This is a genomic window from Bradyrhizobium sp. UFLA06-06, from assembly GCF_054820065.1.
Genome location: NZ_JADFUD010000033.1, coordinates 1 through 17762, shown reverse-complemented (window position 1 = coordinate 17762; position 17762 = coordinate 1). Strand labels below are relative to the sequence as shown.

Below are 17762 nucleotides of genomic sequence, written 5' to 3'. Positions count from 1 at the left end.
GTCAGCTAACATCGACGAGAGTTTCATGTCTCACCTCACAAAAGGGCTCGGTCCCAATCGACCCAGTCTGCCTGACATTGTATTTCCCAGGTCTTCATTTCGCGCCCTCTGAAACAATCAGGTCGATCCAGCTCGACCACGTCTCATCAACGACGACAACTCAGCCAGATAGGTTTCCGGCTCGCGCGGCGGACCATCCTTCAGAGCGGTCTGTAGTCCCGGACATCTATCTGCAAAGAACGGCGGCTCGAATGTGGTTATCGTTGCGCCCGCAAAATCGACCTTTACGAAGCTTGCCTGAAAGGGGGATATTCCACTCAAGTTCGCGTCGCGCAAGGAAGATTGATTCATGCGAATGTATGCCAGGCGCGCAGCCTCGAGGTTACTGCCGGTCATTCCCGCAGCGAGATATGCCTGCACTAGATTGGATCCTTCGAGATTTGCGCGATCCAATGCCATTGATTGCGGGGGGTCACCGGTAAGTATCGACCTGTAGAGGTAAGCCTGAGATAGGTCTGCATTCTCAAGATCGCAGTCGCGCATAAACGCACAGCGGCCACGAAAGCCCACAAACTTGGCGGCTCGCATGGTGCTTTCTATTATCGAAATGCTTTCGCCTGATGCCCGGGACAGGTCCGCTCCATCGAGCTGGCAGGAACGAATAGATGCACCGTTCAACACGGCACCGACGAGGTTCGCGTCGGACAAGTTTACGGACAGGAGCCGTGCATCGGTCAATTCTGCCTGTTCAAGCTCCATCCTGGAAAGATTTGACAGATGCAGATCAGCAAATGGGGCGCTCAGTGCTCTCGCCGTAATCCGGCCGCTCACCTTTGAGAGTCTCAGATACGGAAGATGAGCGCCTTCCAGGACAAGGCCGTCGACCGACGTGGGACGCACGATCGATAAGCAGTCACCCTTTGACTGAAAAAAAGAGCAAGCCGCAAGATACGTCTTCGTGATCGTGACCTGGCTCAATTTGGCAAAGCGAAAAGAAGCGGAAGAAAGGAAGCACTCATTAATAGTCGAGCCTTGCAGTTCCGCCCCATCGAATACAGCGTAACTCGCGTCGCATTGATAGGCGAGAAGTCCACTGAGCATCGCGTTATCAAAACGCGTTCTTTTCATGCTGCAACCGTGAAACAGACTGCCGGTCGCATCAACTACATTGCGCAGACTGGCATCATCGAAGTTGCAGACTTGTGCTGCAATCGCGTGCATATACGCACAATCGAGCTTGGCGCCACGGAAGCTTGCTCTCTCTAGCCCGGGACAGATAAGGTTCGCCCCTGAAAGGTCTGCCCGATCTAACGTTGCTCCGTAGAGTTGCGCGCGATTGAGGGTGCAGCGCCGCAACGGGAAATCGGATAGGTCGAGACCACTGAAGTTCTCGGAGGATAGCTGCAGGCCAATCCCCGTTCTTCTGATAGCCTCCTCAGTTCGCCTCGCAACGGCCGCCACTGCGCGCGGCCGATCAGAAGCTCGGCTCCAGTATCGAACAAATTCTCCATCGGATGAAACGTTTTTTATCGGCCCGGCCCAGTTCTCTGATTCTTCATTTGCGCTGCACTCGATGTTAGCGTCGATCGTTTGCGACATGTCGACGATTCCATATTGCCCGGATTGCGAGTCGGCTTCTCGTTGTGAAGCTCTTGTCACTCGGCAAGTGCGGGTAAGCTTAAGCGATTGTCACACCGGGGGTCTGCCAAACCGCGAATCGATGGGTCGATGACGCAGCAATTGTGCGGCGGGCCTTCGCAGCCGCGGTGGTGCGCGCGTCGACAGAATGTACCATGGCCCCTCCACCACTGCTTGTTGCGATGATCCACCGGGCCCGCCAACGTCAACGACGCAAGCTCAACGACTATGCAAATATGCCCAAAGACGCGATTTGGCTTGATACGGCTCTCTCCCGGCAAATGCATCCGTCAACCGAATGCGCGAAGTTCTCGTTCTTGCTTCTTTCTCAAAATGAAGCCACGGCTTGGGGCCGAAAGTGATCGCTTATGTAGCGCCGTACTCGGAATTACCTGAGCAATGACCGTGCCACCCGATCAGCTGTAATAAGGGGCTGAATAAATGCGATGAAATCGAGATCATCGGATCGACGCCAAGTGTTTTGAACCCGACAAAAGCCGTCTCTTGTCGGGGATCGCACCAGGTTCGCAAGGATATCGAAAAACCAAGTTCCGAGCTCGCTCGCGAGACGCGCGATGGCCGAGAAGGGGCACATAGTCAAGGGATTCGGCACGTTCCAACCGTCGATTCGCGAACAGGGAGTGTACGAGCGCGACTGGCCAGCTCCGTGCGCCGGCCGACCCACCGCGTACCACACACTGTGCCGGCGGAGCGATGAACGAGCCCGCAATCGTGATCAAACTGGCGCGCAAAATGGTAATACTTCGGCGATCGAAGATCGGCTATTTATGATCCAGAAAGTCGAATTCGGCAGCATTCACGCGATGCCTCTTTCGAGAATCGTTGACGAACGACTTATCTCAGGACCGCGCACAAGACGGGGCATGGCGGCGATAAGGCTCCTAGTATATTCAGATAGTGGATTGAGAAATATCTCTTCAGTATCGCCACAGTCGACAATTCTCCCCTGGCGCATCACGATGACGCGATCGCTGATATGACGAACAACGCCGAGATCATGGGAGATGAAGAGATAACTTATGCCGAGGTGAGCCTTCAGATCGCCGAGCAAGTCCAGGACTTGGGCCTGGATCGAGACGTCTAGCGCCGAAACCGGCTCATCGCAGACGATCACGGCAGGATTTGGTGCAATCGCGCGGGCGATCGCGACGCGCTGGCGCTGACCGCCCGAGAGCTCGATCGGTCGCCGGTCGAGCAGGCTCTGGGATAATCCGACTAGATCGAGCAGCTCGATGACGCGCTCCTGACGCTTGGTCGACGTCTCGACGTTGCTCGAAAGGCTGTCGGATAAGATGCCGCCGACCGTCCAACGTGGATCAAACGAGCCAAGCGGATCCTGATAAATGATCGATATCGACCGTCGGCGAGCCCGCCGTTCACGTTCGGCAAGCTTGGTCCAAGCCTTTCCTTCAAACTGAACGGCGCCCTCGTCGGGTTCCTCGAGGGCCAGGACCATGCGCGCCATCGTGGACTTTCCCGACCCGGACTCACCCACGATGCCCAATGTCTCGCCGGATCGCAATTCGAAGGAGACACCGTCGACGGCCGCCCGTAAAGCGCCATCCGGGCCGCTGAACCGCTTCACGAGGCTTGTGGCTTCGAGCACGATGGGACGAGATCTCGGCAGCAATTGCACGGGTGGGTGCGTTCGTCCGCCAATGGTCGATGGTGAGAGGCGTGAGCCGCGCGGCCGGCCTGATGGCACGGCATCCAGCAGCTGACGAGTATAGGAATGTCGTGGATCTGCAAATATCTGAGCGGCGGTACCGCGTTCGACGACCTCGCCTTGACGCATAACGAGGACCTCATCCGCCACGCGGGAGACCACCGCCAGATCATGACTGATCAGGATCAGAGCTTTACCCCGGGTTTTGGTTTCCTCAAGCAGTGCCAGCACCTGAGCTTGCGCTGTCACGTCTAGAGCGGTGGTCGGCTCATCGGCGATGAGGACGCGTGGCTCGAGCGCAAGTGCTCCAGCGATGAGAGCCCGTTGGCGCTGACCGCCGGACAATTGATGCGGCAGTTGCTGAACCTTGATCTCGGGCTCAGGGATGCCGACGAGCTTGAGGAGAGCAATCACGCGCTGTGCGAGTTCCTGGCGTGATGATACGGCACCATGCAGGCGTAAGCCCTCGCCAATCTCTTTGCCGATCCGGCGAAGCGGGTCCAACGAAACGAGTGCATCCTGTAGTACGAAGCCAATCCCGCTGCCGCGAATGCGCCGCCAGCCACGATCGTTAAGGCCGATCAGGTCCGTCCCATCGAAGCTCAGTTGGCGTGCATGGACCCTGGCGTGGCGACCGGCTAGGCCTATGAGAGCCCGCGCGGTCACGCTCTTTCCTGAGCCGGACTCACCGACGATCGCGAGGCACCGCCCCGGTTGTAAGGAGAAAGATACATTGCGCACGACCACTTTCGTGGCGATGTCGCGCCCGAAGGAGACACGCAGCGAATCGACCGTGAGGAGGTCTGCCTGCTGCGAGACCGGCCTGGGAGGAGCCTGCAACATTCAAGCCTTTCCTTCCAGACGGTCCTGCAGGTGGCCTCCGACAATGGTGAGGCTAAGGGCAAAGATCGTCACGGCCAGTCCGGGTATGACCTCAAGCCACCAGGAATAGATCACATAGTTGCGCCCGGCATTGAGCAGCGCGCCCCATTCAGGGGCCGGGGGAGCAACGCCAAGACCTAGAAAGGCTAGCCCCGACGCCCAGATAATCGCCTGACCGACGCCGATTGTCATCATAGCTGTCAGGGGGTTCATCGTGTTCGGAAGAATATGCCTCCAGGCGATACGGGGAAACGGATGTCCGAGCGCCTTGGCTGCCTCCACGTACCCGGTACCCTTGATAGAAAGCATCTGGCCCCTGATCATGCGCGCATAGCCTGGCGCCGTGGCGATTCCGACGGCTATGACCTCAGTCAGCACCGACGGCCCAAAGACCGTGACGAACACCAGGGCGAGCAAGAGCGTGGGAATTGCGAAGAGCACGTCGAAAATCCGGGTGAGAATGCTGTCGACCACGCCAGCGAAAAGTGCGGCTGCGACGCCGAGAATGAGTGCAACGGATATGCTCAGCGCGGTCGCACCAAGTCCGATGGCAAGCGATTGGCCAGCCCCCTCCAGCACACGGGAGTAGAGATCCCGGCCCAATTGATCTGTACCCAACCAATGGACGGTCGAAGGCGACTGCAATGACGAGCTCAAATCGATAGCGAGTGGGTCGTGCGTCTGCAGCACCTTTGGCGCGATGGCCGCGAGGACAAAGAAGCCAATGATGGCAAGCGAGGCAGCAACCCGGAAGGGAACATTGCAGATGAATTCCAAGACTTCTCTGAGCGGCTGAGACACCGTGACTTCCGCGAACCTGCTCATGTCAGCTTCATCCTCGGATCGAGCATCCGGTAAGCTAGATCGACAATCACACTAAGAAGAACGAATAGGCCCGCCGAGATCAAAACAGCTCCCGAGACAATCGGAACGTCCCGCGAGGACGTCGCTGCGACGAGAACTCCACCCAGGCCTTGGCGGGCGAAAACGATCTCTATCAAGATCGCCCCCGACAGAAGCTTGCCAAGAGCCCAACCTGACAACGTAATGCCGGGCAATGCGGCATGACGCAGGACATGGTGAAGTCTGACGCCGAAATCACTCATACCTCGAGCTCGCGCGGACGTAACGAAGGGCTGCTCGAGCACGCGCGTGAACTCGTTCAGAACGACTTGTCCGAAAAAGCCCGACAGTTCGAGAGCCAGCGCAAGGGTTGGGAGAACGAGTCCCATGGCAGTACTTTCCCCAACAACGGGAAAGATCCGCAAGTTCACCGCAAAGACGACGAGCAGAATTGTAGCTAGCCAGTAAGGCGGTACGGTTGCCAGGAAGATTTGCGCGCCGCTGAGCAGCTTCGACCATATGTTGTCTCTGCCGGCGATCAACAGGGTGGCCAAGACGGCAATAGCCCATGCCGTCAGCAGCGCGGCGATCGCCAGAACAATAGTCGGACCAATCTGCTCTGCGATGATTCCTACGACGGGTCGATGCTGCTGGTATGATTCACCAAGATCTCCGTGCAGGATTCGCCATATGTAATTCGCATACTGAACCACGAGCGGTTGATCAAATCCATATTGCGCATTGACAGCTGCGAGCTCTGCCGGAGGCGCCGGCCCAACGTTACCACTCCGTACATTGATGATGATCTGCGCGCGATCGCCTGGCAGCAAACACTGCGTGAGGAACGCAAACGTTGCTGCAGCCCACACGACAACCACGCCGGAGAGTATGCGGCGCGCGAACCAAACAAGCGGATTTTGGGCTACGAGCTTCACGGCCTCATTTCCTTTCATCAAAATGAGCGTCATAGAAGACGGGCTCGCCCACCGACCCGTGGTCCAGCCATACGTCTTTCAGATTGGGGCTGGTGGCCAAAGTCACGTCCAGCACCGTGAAGCCAATCACAGGAGCCTCATCCACGATCTTCCGTTCCGCCTGCTGATAAAGACCGGCACGTTCAGCGCTGCTAAAATTCTGCTCCGCCCTTTGGATCACCCCCCAAAGCGCCGAATCCTGGAAGCGCGACGGATTGAATCGATTGGGTTCACCATTCTGGTCCGGCTTCCATGAAATCCGGAAGATCTCGGCGCCGGGTGCAACCCAATAGAGCAGCACGATTTCATAATCGTCGGGGCCGAGATTTCGTCCGGCAAAGAAATCAGCGGGATTAGTGGGTTGAAGACGTACGTCAAAACCGGCCACCCTTGCCTGCTGCTGGATTACTTGCAAGGCTTGCTCGCCATCGGGCTTCAGAAAAGCGTTCGAATAGGAAATGCGCACCGTCAGTGAATTGCCGTTCTTGACACGGATGCCGTTACGGTTGCGCTCAGTCCAACCCGCCCGATCAAGCAGCTGATTGGCTTGCCGAATATCGTACGTATACGCCCGCCCGAGCTCGTGCAGGTATTCCGGCGAGCTTTGACTTAGCGCACCGTTGCCTTCAAATGGCAAAGAGCCAAGAAAGGATGTGTCAACCGCGGCCTTTCGATCAGTAGAATAAGCGAAAGCCTTGCGGACGAGCACGTCGTCAAAAGGAGGCCTGGCCGCATACAACGCAAGGCGTAGAGGAGTGCCGCCGGTAATATGCCGCAATATTCCAAAGCGGGAATTAGCGTCTTTCCATGCAATGGCCGGGATATCGTATATGGCATCGGTCTCGCCTGTGATCAGCGAGCCGTATCGGACAGTCTGATCTGGCAGAAACTTCCAGCTTATTCCGTCAACGTAAGCCGGGCCCTGGTGTTTCGCGGTGGCCGGCGCCGAATTGTAGTCAGGATTGCGGCGGAAGGTGACTTCCCGCCCATGGCGCCACTTGTCGACGATGAAAGGACCCGAGCCGACCGGATTCTCGCAATTCACCGCAAGTCCACGTTTGAGCGCGGATGGCGACAGAATGCCTTGTGAGGATTGGGCGAACACATTGAGCAAGGGCTGGAACGGCGTCTTCAAGGTTACCTGCAGCCTCTGAGGAGCGATTGCCTTTGCCGATTCGAAGCTGTCGCTAAGATAGGGAGCAGCAGTGGGATTGCGAAGATCGGGGTCATTGCTGAGCCACCCGTTGATATTGTCAGCGATGGCCTGCGCATCGAGAGCAGTCCCGTCCGTGAACTTCACATTCGGCTTTATCTCGAATGTGTACACCTTTTTGTCGTCGGAGATGGTCCAGGACTCGGCCAACCATGGCGCAATCTTGCCGTCGTCGCTGCGAGCAACCAGATTGTCGCTGTATTGGCGTTGCAGGTACCATTGCTGCACCCACCCGCCGAACAGGCAGGCAGGCTCTTGAAAATGCCCATAACGGATAACGCCTCCCCGCTTCACGGCTACCCCTTCTTGAGCACGAACGCTGGGTGCCCATTGAGACAGGCCTGAGAGCACGGCAAGGGTAACCGCCATCTTTCTTGCTAGATGGCTCGACTGGCCAGTGAAGCGCCTCGTGGGTCGCGCAGTCGGTAAAAGCATATCCAGGCTCCGGAGCATTGGTGTTGAGGAAATGTCACAGCGGTGAGCCAGCTGTGGCTCTTGCCGGCTCGAAAGGAATCGAAATCCCGAAATGCTCTCGCAGTGTCTGCCCCCGATATTCTCTGCGAAACAGTCCGCGCTTCTGCAGGATGGGCACCACATTGTCGACAAAGGCCGGAGTGCCATCCGTCAGCACGTCCGGAATGATATTGAAACCATCGACCGCACCGGCGCGGAACCATGCCTCAATCGAATCCGCGATCTGCTCGGGTGCGCCCACGATCAGGCGATGCCCAAACGCTTGAACGGCACTGATGATCTCGCGAACCGTCCGGCCTTGACGTGCGAGGACTTCAATCGTGCGATGGTGGCCGACAGAAAACGGAACCTTATCTGCATCGGGCAAAATCTCCTGCGGGATGGTCCTTTCGAGGCTAAGCTTCTCGACTGCCACGCCCATGCTTCGTGCAAGAGCGGCCACGGCGCGCTCTAGATCGAGCAACTCGTCCAGCTGCTCTTTGCGACGAGCCGCCTCTTCCTCGGTTCCGCCGATGCAGGTGACCAGGCCTGGCAGGATGAGCGGAGCCGCGGAGCGTCCGAATTGCCGAGAGAGCGCGCGCAGGCGCGCGGCCTCCTGCAGCGCCGTTGCCAAGTCCCCGGCTGCCGCAAACACGACATCTGCACTGCGGGCACCAAGCCGTAATCCGGGCTCCGAACCGCCTGCCTGAACGATGACGGGATGACCTTGCGACGAAGCGGGATGCGTAAGTGGACCTCGGATACCGAAGCTATTCGTAGCCGGGTCGAGTAGCCGGAATTGCCTTTGATCTGCGTAAACTCCCGCAGCCTGATCGGCGATGATCATCTCGTCGCCCCAGCTCAGCCAGAGAGCACGGACGGTTTCAACGAAGTCCTCGGCGCGTCTGTACCGATCCGCTCGTGCGATCTCATGACCGCCAAAGTTCGCAGCCGTCGCCGAGTTCGAGGTCGTGACGGCGTTCCAGGCGACGCGGCCGCCGCTGATGACATCGAGAGATTGAAAACGCCGGGCGAGATTGTATGGCTCATTGTAGGTTGTCGACGCGGTCGCGATCAGCCCAATCCGCTCCGTTTCGCGGGCAATCACAGAGAGAACCAACGTAGGCTCGAGCCCGTTCAGCGGCGGCTCGTGCGTAATGTCGGAACTTATCGCGGGCGTGTCGGCGAGGAATACGGCATCCAGCAGACCGTGCTCCGCAAGCTTCGCGGCCCGGACGTAGTGCTCGATATCGAAAAAGGCGCCTGGATCTGTGCCCGGCCAGCGCCACGCGGCAGAGTGCCCACCAGCGCCATGAAGATTCAAACCCAGGTGAAGCATGGAGTTGACCGAAGACATCACACCTCCGAATGCGACGGCCTCTGAGCCGCTCGCAGGGTTTTGTAAACAAGCCGATCTCCGCCTGCGATTTCGGCGGCCACCTAGCCCTTTCGCGCAGGGCCGCCCTGAATGCCCCCGAGCAACCTATTTGAGAGCGCTGATAATAGGGCGCCGATTGATGCCAGGCGGGTATCACCAAAGAGGCCTTGGCTAGGCCCTGCGATGTTCTCCGAGCCGGCGCGCCCCAGAAGACCTACGACCACGATAGTTGCCAAATGACGCCCAACTATGTGCAGCTCGTTTGCATTCCCGATTTGATTCCACACGAGTGCACTCACACCGGCTCTCCACTATTCATCTAAAGGCTCGCTTCGTTCTCAGGAAGGTGCTGTCGACGCGCCCATTCGCGATCGTAACGCTTGGACCGACCGAGCGAGCTCAAGCTATTCGATCTCTAGAGGTCGAGAGCAGCCAAACGCAATAGTTGAGTATTTCAATCTTACATCCTCGGTTGGCATCCTCTTCTATTCGATGTCGATCTTCCCATCGCTAAACCAGACTGCTCTCTGGTCATGTTCACCGAAACGTCAATGCATGATTACCGCGACCTCAAGCGGCAACCGCCCGGCTCGCAGCTAATAAATCGATGCGTTCGACGACACATAAGACATTTGGCGCGACAGTTTTGATCAACCGCTTCTGCCGCGTTTGAAAGTTAAGGCCAGCCAATGAGGTGAAGCCGAGCCCATCATTCAATAATGCGATGAAATATTCCAAATTCTCGATTCCTCGGTGACACAATCCTGGCAGCTGAGATTGCTACTTGGTCACGCGCGCCCCGAAGGCCGCATTCCTTGGCGGGCTGGATCAGCTGCCTCAGGAATCAGCCTCAATCTGCACTCGGCCGACGCGGTGCTGAACCGGCGCAAACGCCGGTGGTGAGGTCGAAAGAAATTATGCAACACAGAGGCGTTGCAATTCAGCACGAAGCGTCGGCAGGCGAATGGCGCTACAGTTTGAGATGGGCGGCAAGACGTCCAGCGGCAAAGCCCGAACGAGATTGCAGCTTCGTGCAGTCCGTCGGGTCAACGATAGCATTAATCGCGAGCTGCATCGCCGTGCAGAAAGTCAGAGTTGATATTGCCGTGGATGCTTCTGTCGGCTGCGCGGCTCAATCTCTGCCGTCTTGGGATCAGGGATGCCAGTTAACCCGCATATCGAACTTGATGCGCACGCGCCGCACTGGGCGCAATTCGCGATTGGACATCGCCATCAGACAACGAGCGGTATTTCTCCCATTTTCGCCTCAGCTCCCGGCCGGGCGTCCACCCGTTCGCATCGCAGCATCCCCGCCGGCATGGTGGGACGAAGGGCACATGCAAATCGTTTACTTGGCGGACAAGCGGCCCTGACCGCGACGAAGCCGACGCCTTGCTGACGCTCAACAGGATAATGGAGGTGGACCTTCGGAGTCGCCGACGACAAAGACGGCGAGCAGGCGCTGGACGTCGTCGCGAACCTAATGGCGGCTGTAGAGACGTTCTGAAGCTGGCCGGCCGTGGCCAGTTTACCCAGTTCATCCTGATGGACGGCTCGAAGATGGATGCACGCCTCCGCGACCGAGTGGGTCTGCCACGAATTCCCGGCCGCGGGGATCCCCAATCCCGGTAGCTTCGTTGGCTTCGGCCTTCGATCAGGTATTTGCGAAGAAGGGCCGCGGCGGCTGCTTGATTGTCCTTGAACGACAGGGACTCACGAAATGCGTAGGGCCAAAACAATCTCACAAATCGCCGCGGTCACTGCCCGCCAAGGTATCGTTGCCTGGATCACCATAATGCTTAAATCCTTGGTGATGGCAGACGCATCGGAAAAATTTTGCCGAGCCAGTACACTGATGACCAGGTTCAGGCCCAGCGGGTCGGATATTATCTACTTCGTGTGAACGTAGAGAACGCGTTGCTTATCGGTGATCCTGTCGATTTCCTGGAGCCAGCGGTCGAAGTTATTCAACTCTACCTTGTGGGCCCACATACGCGTTGCGGCTTTCTCAGCACGCTTACAACGTAAGATTATCTGCCATAATACAGGAACAAATCTTCCACCCTCGAAGACTCGAACAATCCGTCCGCGAAGAGATTGCTCGCGACACGATTAGGTCTGTGCCTGATCAGCTGATTCTGATGGCGATGGCGTGGGAGGGCGAGAAGACTGCGCTGCAGCAAGATCCCAGAGCATATAGGTCGCAGCTTCGCCGTAGCACGCTAACTTTGCGCGCAATTCCGCATTCGTCGTGACTGACCGAAAGCCGAACTGTTCCCATAGCGGCCGCGTGGCATAGACCGAGACCAACGCTAGAACTGCACCCGACGAGCGTGCGAGTTGCTCGAGCGTCCGGATATAGGCCGCCGCTACACCACCGCGGGCGAAGGGCAACACGGCCACGTCGTGCACGTAGAGGCAGTCCGCATCGTCGGGCAAGCTTGCTAGGAAGCAATCGAGCGGCGGAATCTGATACTGCTTCCAGGGGTGGGCAAGGCCGTAGCCGACTATCCCTTCATCCCCGACGAGCACGCGGCAGCCGTCGGGACAAAGCCGCATCTTCTCCGCAAACACGTCAGGCCGCTCAAAAAGATCGGGATGGATGCGCTCTGCGATCGCGATGATCGCAGCAATGTCGGTCGTGCTGGCCGGACGCCAACGAGGCTTGCTCACGTCTATCCTCATCCCCTCTCATTCGTCCAATCGATTCGGTCGCTACCATGGGCGCAGCGAAGAATATCGCTGCCATCGTCGCAGGACAACACGCCGCTCGGCTCCCGAATCGTGATCCGGTTCAGATACCGTTTCCCGCTCGCGTTACGGCGGGAGTCGTTGACTCGTCCGGAAAGACTACAAGTATGAAGCGCGGTACGGAGGTAAGTGGCGGCAATTGATCAAGTACGAAACGCTTGATGATACTTGAGGAAAAGGATCTCTCGGCTTTGCTCCTCCCGGCCAGAAGAAAGGCAATGGATTTCTCTCCTTCGGCAAGTCGTGGCGGCAAGATCTTCCAGCGTCCACAAGCCCTGATCCATCAGCACTACGGACTGCGCCGCAGCGCCATCGTTGTCGCGCGCCATGGAAAATTGCCCCCTCAGCGTCACGAGGAATTGCCCCTCCTCGGATAGCTGAGGAGAGAGTGAATGAAGCAGGAACAAATCACTGAAGACTTGCCGTGGAGTGATCCACGGGGGCAAGCGATGAAGACGCCGGATGACGTGGCGGAGATGTTGCGCCTGAGAGCGTGCGGGTGGGATCTGAAGCGGATTGCGCGGCAGCTTGGCTGCAGCCATCACACGGCGAAGGATTACGTGGCGGCGGGCGGGGTGAAGCCGTTCAAGTCGCCTGAGCGGCCGAAGCGTCTCCACGGCCTTGAGGGTTGGCTGCGCGAGAGGCTCATTCGGCATCGCGGCAATGGCGACGTGGTGCGCCAGGACCTCTTGGCCGAGAAAGGCGTGACAGTCAGTCGGCGGACGCTGCAACGTGCCGTGCAGCCCTATCGCCAGGCGCTGAAGGCGGAGGCGCTGGCGACGACGCGGTTTGAGACGCCGCCGGGCCGACAGCTGCAGATTGACTTCGGGGAGCGCCTGGTCGAGCTCGGAGGAGCGAAAGTCAAGGCATTCGTGTTCGTGGCGCTCGGCCACTCGCGACGGCTTCATGTGCGTGCGTTCCGGGCCGTGAGGCAGGAGCATTGGTTTGCCGGTCTCGAGAGCACATTCACGACCTTCGGCGGTGTGCGCGCGATGCCTCAGCAGGACCGATGCAGGTCGTCTACGGCGACCACGGGCGAGAACTCGTCACTACGAAGCATCGATCGCTGAAAAGATCGACACCGACATAACTGCCTTTCTCGATTGGTACAACACCGAAGGGAAAATCGATCCGCTCATCAAGGCCGCAATCGCGCGTCTGTGGTTCGTGACGATCGATCCCTGTGAAGACGGCAATAACGTATCGCGCGCGCCATTGCCGACATGTCGCTTGCGGCTCCGGAAGGAATTCCGCAGCGCTTCTACAGCATGTCCGTTCAGATATGACGTGAGGGAAAGACCGACTACAACGTGCTGGAGACCACCGACCTCGGACGTCACGCCGTGGCTTGAGGGTTCCTGGGCCACCCTGAACGCGCCTTCAGGGGGCAGAAACCATTCTCGCGGCCGTGCTTGAAAAGCGGACGTCTGGAAGTGGCAGTCGCGAGACGTAGACCGTATCGTGACCGGCTAGGCGGAGCGCATGAATTTGGCTAGCCTTACAACCAATGAGGGAGTGAGACGTTGCCGCAAGGACAGTAGGCCGGCACATTGAGCCGCCATCAACGGTGCTTCGACTGCGCCGCGTCGAAGCGTGGCGGAGAGTGCGGCTAGAGCGACTGCTCAGCAAGAGTGATCCGGACAGGACCAAGCGCATTCGCGCCGCGCGTCTGTATCTGGAAGCTGGCGCTCGCCGGATGGCCGCTGAGCGCGGGATCATTGATCGCTGATGTGGGAGTTCGACAGCATCCTGCGGGGCAAGCGATCAGCGGGACAACATAAAGACGCCGGGCGTCGTCGCGAAGTTGGCTTCGGGTGCAATCTATATGCATCACGGTACGCTGTCTCCGTGCGGAGCGCTTCGCGAAACTGGTTCGCAGGCAGATAGCTTGTCTTCCCCGATAGCTTCGTGGACATCTTGATCCAAGAGAATTCTGCCCCGTTATCACCGGCCCACTGTGCTGCTCTACAGATGGGCCAGCAACGTCGCGGCCGCGCCGCCGCCTGTCGCAGTGAGACCCGGGCCGGAACCCGATCGACAAGCCATCCCCGCATAAGCCAACCCACTGCAAGCGCCAGCAGATGCGTTCGCCACTGCGATCAAGGAATGCAGGGCGAAACGACTATCAGGCGAGTTGAAGGGCTTCGCCTAACCCAGTGTCCGAACACTCGCATCATCGCGGCTTTCAGAAAGGCGATCTACAATACCTTCATTTGATAGTGCTCCTGACGACAAATCGCATGCAGATTGCGAAGCCTTGACCAACAGCAGTTGTCAGAAGCCAGACGCCAGCGTGGCCAATTAACAGGCGTTCGCTAACATGGTCACGGCGCAGAAAGCCCGAGACGCGATAAGGTCGAATAAAAAACAAAGCCGCCCGCGCGGCGGCACTTCTGTGTGAAAGAAGGCGCAACCTGTTCCGCCCCCGCCGATGTTGCCACAAGCGCGACATTGCACGCGAAGGTGCAACGACCGTCCGCCCCCGCTGCCGCATTGGGCGTCTTTCTCTATCTTTCGCTGACGATTGCCGCGATCAGTTCAATGCCTGAATGGGGCTGCAAGAGGCGGGCATTTCTATTGCACACGTTGTCATGAGGCTCATCGTGCATGCTTCATGTCAATGTGAAAAACCGGCGCGCAGACCGGCCGCATCAAGATGGACGTGCGGCGAGTGGACCGATCTGGATAGCGAAAAAGCTATAAGTCCCGAGTCGTAGAATTCGAGTATATTGCCGATCGTTGCGCCCAACACGGCGCTGCCGGTCAGGTCTGAAGCTGACTGATCTCGATGAGCGTGTGACCGAACGGTACCTTAAGTACCGAGCGCGGAAGCTGTGCATCCAGGCGGGCGACCGGGCGGCGCTGAAGCGGTTGCTATCGGTGTTGCGCGAGGCGGGCATGATTGCACCTGCGCCACTGCCGCCGACCACCCCGGAGCACCAGATATTCGAGGGGTTTAGTGATTATCTGCGACAGGAACGCGGGCTGGCGCCGAGGTCCATCATCTGCCACCTGCCATCCATTCGCCGCTTCCTGCGTGAGGTATGCCCTGCTGGTGCCCGCGATCTCGGCAACATCAGCCGGGAGGGCGTCACCCGCTACATCGAGCGCCACGCCCGGGATGGGAGCGCGGAATCCGGGAAGCGGATGTGCTGGTCGCTGCGCGCATTTCTCCGATACCTCCATCATAAGGGGGTGACTCGGCTTGCACTGGCGGATTGCGTACCGTCGGTCAGGCAATGGAAGCTCGCAAGCCTGCCGACCTATCTGTCCGCCGCGCAGGTCCAGAAGGTCCTCGATGGTTGCGATCGGGCCACCACGATGGGACGGCGGGATTATGCCATCCTGATGCTGCTGGCGAAGCTCGGTTTACGGGCTGGCGAGGTCGCGACCCTCACCCTGGATGATATCGACTGGCGATCCGGCGAGATGCTGATTCGCGCCAAGGGTCGGCAGCGAGCGCGAATGCCGATGCCTCCAGACGTCGGTGCGGCCATCGTTGCCTACCTGCGGGATCGCCGTTCGACGTCGTCGTGTCGCCGGCTGTTTCTGCGCACGCCGGCGCCTCACGTCGGCTTTGCATCCGGTTGCGCGATTACGGTGATCGCCAAGACCGCCCTGGAGCGCGCCGGCGTCCGTGGCTACGCCCACCACGGCGCCCACATCTTCCGACACAGCCTTGCTACCGAGCTTCTCCGATCCGGCGCCACCTTGTCAGAGATCGGCCAGTTGCTGCGACACGAGAGCCATGACACCACGCGCATCTATGCGAAGGTGGATATCCAGAGACTCCGCACATTGAGCCTGCCGTGGCCGGGAGGCGCGCAATGACCACTCTGCGATCCGCACTCGAGCAATATGTGAGCATGCGCCAAGGGCTTGGATACAAGTATCAGCAGCAGGCCCGGCGGCTCGCCAATTTCGTCTCCTTCATGGAGGAGCGCAAGGCCGTGACCATCACCACGAAGCTCGCCGTCGCCTGGGCGACTCTGCCACCCGATCGTCACGCATCCTGGGTCTTGCGATTGACCGATGTACGCGGTTTCGCGCGCCATGTCGCGAACATCGATCCCGGGACGGAGGTGCCACGCGCCGGGATCTTGCCACCCCTGAAGCGTGCCAAGCCCTACGTCTACAGCGATGCGGAGATCGAGGCGTTATTGAAGGCGGCACGTGCCCTGCCTCCCGCAAACGGACTGCGGCGCTGGACTTATCATTACCTGTTCGGGCTGATCGCAGTGACCGGCATACGTCTGTCCGAGGCGATCGGGCTTGAGCGTGCCGATGTCGATCTCAAGGAAGGCTTGCTCACAGTTCGAGAGAGCAAGTTCGGCAAATCACGCCTCGTGCCCTTGCATCCGACGACCCGTGCAGCTCTCCGCAGCTACGCCAAACGGCGAGATGCTCACCTCGGGTCGTGCTGCGGTACGCACTTCTTCGTGGCCGAGCGCGGTGGCCGATTGCGGCACCAGTATGTTCACCGTGTTTTCTTGTGCTTGTCCCGCGAGATCGGCCTACGGCGCCCGGGCGACCATAGCGGGCCACGCATACACGATTTCCGGCATCGCTTCGCCGTCCGCACACTTCTCGGCTGGTATCGCGAGGAGACCGATGTCGAGCAGCAGCTTCCGGCGCTTTCCACCTATCTCGGCCACACCTGCGTGCGCGACACCTATTGGTATCTTTCGGCCTGTCCGGAGCTGATGGAAGGGGCCGCCCGCCGTCTCGACCGGCGCTGGGAGGTCAAGCCATGAAGCCAAGCAGCAACCTCGCCGCGCTCATCGAGCGTTACTTCACCGTGCGGCTCATGCACGAGCGCAATGTCAGCGCCAACACGATCGCATCCTATCGAGACACGTTCCGGCTGCTGTTCACGTTCGCACAGGCGCAGCTCCGCAAGCCGCCGTCGGCCTTGGCCCTCGACGATCTAAACATGCCCTTTATCAGCGCGTTTCTCGCTGATCTCGAGACGAAGCGGGACGCCAGCGTCAGGACGCGCAACCTGCGTCTGACAGCGATTCGCTCCTTTTTCCGGTTCGTGTCTTTCGAGGAGCCGGCTCACAGCGCCCTGATCCAGCGCATCTTGGCGATTCCAAGCAAGCGTCACGACAAGCGCCAGGTGCATTTCCTGGCACGGTCCGAGATCAAGGCGATTCTTGCCGCTCCTAATCGCACGACTTGGCTCGGACGTCGCGATTATACCTTGCTGCTGCTTGCGGCCCAGACCGGCTTGCGCCCGTCCGAGCTGATCAGCCTCGACAGGGGTGCCGTCCACCTCGGCACCGGCGCGCATGTGCGATGCGTCGGAAAGGGTCGAAAGGAGCGATGCACGCCACTAACCGCGCACGCGCGCGGCGCCCTCCAGGCATGGCTCAAGGAACCGGCGCGCCACGGCGCAAACGCGCTGTTCCCCAACATGCACGGTGGTCGGCTCAGCGCCGACAGCGTCCAATCGCTCCTGGCCAAGCATGTGCGTGTCGCCAGCGAGAGCTGTCCGTCACTGGCGTCCAAGCGGGTATCGCCGCACGTGCTCAGGCACAGCGCTGCGATGGAGCTGCTGGAAGCGGGCGTCGATTGCTCGGTAATTGCGCTGTGGCTCGGTCATGAGTCGATCGAAACAACGCAGACCTACCTGCATGCCCATCTCGCACTCAAAGAAGCGGCCCTCGCTAAGCTCAAGCCGTACGCACACCGCAAGCGAACCCGCTTCCAGCCGAGCGACCGCCTGCTCGCCTTCCTTGAGGCGCTGTAAGATGCCAGACTATGCCGAATGGAAGCAGGACGACGATCGCTCGACCAGCGGCAAATCCGCGCGAACGACGGGCTCTTCCCAAAACCATTCGGCATAGTTCGGCGGTCGGCATAAACGGCAAAACTCCATGAACTCGATCCTCAGATCTATCTGACGGACGTGCTGGAGCGGATTGTCTCCGGGCGAACCAA

Annotated in this window: 14 protein-coding genes; 6 read left to right on the top strand and 8 right to left on the bottom strand. The window is 59.1% G+C overall.

Annotated features, from left to right (window positions below; genetic code table 11):
* Positions 1-117: 117 nt before the first annotated feature.
* The 8 genes from IF803_RS25695 to IF803_RS25660 form a co-directional block, all read right to left on the bottom strand.
* Positions 118-1599, bottom strand: coding sequence for a pentapeptide repeat-containing protein (locus IF803_RS25695; RefSeq protein WP_026192339.1), 1482 nt, complete (start codon positions 1597-1599; stop codon positions 118-120).
* An 856-nt stretch (positions 1600-2455) separates the two neighbouring features.
* On the bottom strand, positions 2456-4168 hold the full coding sequence (locus IF803_RS25690; protein ID WP_018270008.1) for a dipeptide ABC transporter ATP-binding protein: 1713 nt from the start codon (positions 4166-4168) through the stop codon (positions 2456-2458).
* Positions 4169-5032 (bottom strand): ABC transporter permease, encoded by an 864-nt coding sequence (locus IF803_RS25685; RefSeq protein ID WP_016846349.1) that lies wholly within the window; start codon positions 5030-5032, stop codon positions 4169-4171.
* Positions 5029-6018, bottom strand: coding sequence for an ABC transporter permease (locus IF803_RS25680; RefSeq protein WP_233475796.1), 990 nt, complete (start codon positions 6016-6018; stop codon positions 5029-5031). The genes IF803_RS25685 and IF803_RS25680 overlap by 4 nt, the downstream gene beginning before the upstream one ends.
* On the bottom strand, positions 5990-7606 hold the full coding sequence (locus tag IF803_RS25675; RefSeq protein WP_233475797.1) for an ABC transporter substrate-binding protein: 1617 nt from the start codon (positions 7604-7606) through the stop codon (positions 5990-5992). Before IF803_RS25675 ends, IF803_RS25680 begins: the two co-directional genes overlap by 29 nt.
* 100 nt (positions 7607-7706) lie before the next feature.
* The gene (locus IF803_RS25670; protein WP_016846346.1) at positions 7707-9047 is read right to left on the bottom strand and encodes an NtaA/DmoA family FMN-dependent monooxygenase; all 1341 of its coding nucleotides are present in this window, start codon (positions 9045-9047) and stop codon (positions 7707-7709) included.
* A 591-nt stretch (positions 9048-9638) separates the two neighbouring features.
* Complete coding sequence (locus IF803_RS25665; RefSeq protein ID WP_155258783.1) at positions 9639-9806, bottom strand: hypothetical protein; 168 nt, start codon at positions 9804-9806, stop codon at positions 9639-9641.
* Positions 9807-11180: 1374 nt separating this feature from the next.
* Entirely contained in the window at positions 11181-11741 is a 561-nt protein-coding gene (locus tag IF803_RS25660) for a GNAT family N-acetyltransferase (protein WP_050999493.1), read from the bottom strand.
* Positions 11742-11980: 239 nt separating this feature from the next.
* Between IF803_RS25660 and IF803_RS25655 the strand changes: the two genes are divergently transcribed.
* The 6 genes from IF803_RS25655 to IF803_RS25630 all read left to right on the top strand — a co-directional run.
* On the top strand, positions 11981-12196 hold the full coding sequence (locus tag IF803_RS25655) for a hypothetical protein (protein WP_141382095.1): 216 nt from the start codon (positions 11981-11983) through the stop codon (positions 12194-12196).
* A gap of 15 nt (positions 12197-12211) precedes the next feature.
* Entirely contained in the window at positions 12212-12889 is a 678-nt protein-coding gene (locus IF803_RS25650) for a transposase (RefSeq protein WP_197971329.1), read from the top strand.
* 1726 nt (positions 12890-14615) lie between these two features.
* The gene (locus tag IF803_RS25645) at positions 14616-15650 is read left to right on the top strand and encodes a site-specific integrase (protein ID WP_244980753.1); all 1035 of its coding nucleotides are present in this window, start codon (positions 14616-14618) and stop codon (positions 15648-15650) included.
* Complete coding sequence (locus IF803_RS25640; RefSeq protein WP_129964852.1) at positions 15647-16573, top strand: tyrosine-type recombinase/integrase; 927 nt, start codon at positions 15647-15649, stop codon at positions 16571-16573. The genes IF803_RS25645 and IF803_RS25640 overlap by 4 nt, the downstream gene beginning before the upstream one ends.
* Positions 16570-17571: a tyrosine-type recombinase/integrase gene (locus IF803_RS25635; RefSeq protein WP_018269999.1), complete on the top strand. Its 1002-nt coding sequence runs from the start codon at positions 16570-16572 to the stop codon at positions 17569-17571. Before IF803_RS25640 ends, IF803_RS25635 begins: the two co-directional genes overlap by 4 nt.
* 144 nt (positions 17572-17715) lie before the next feature.
* The coding region (locus tag IF803_RS25630; protein ID WP_461193960.1) for a hypothetical protein at positions 17716-17762 on the top strand (47 nt) is incomplete at its 3' end.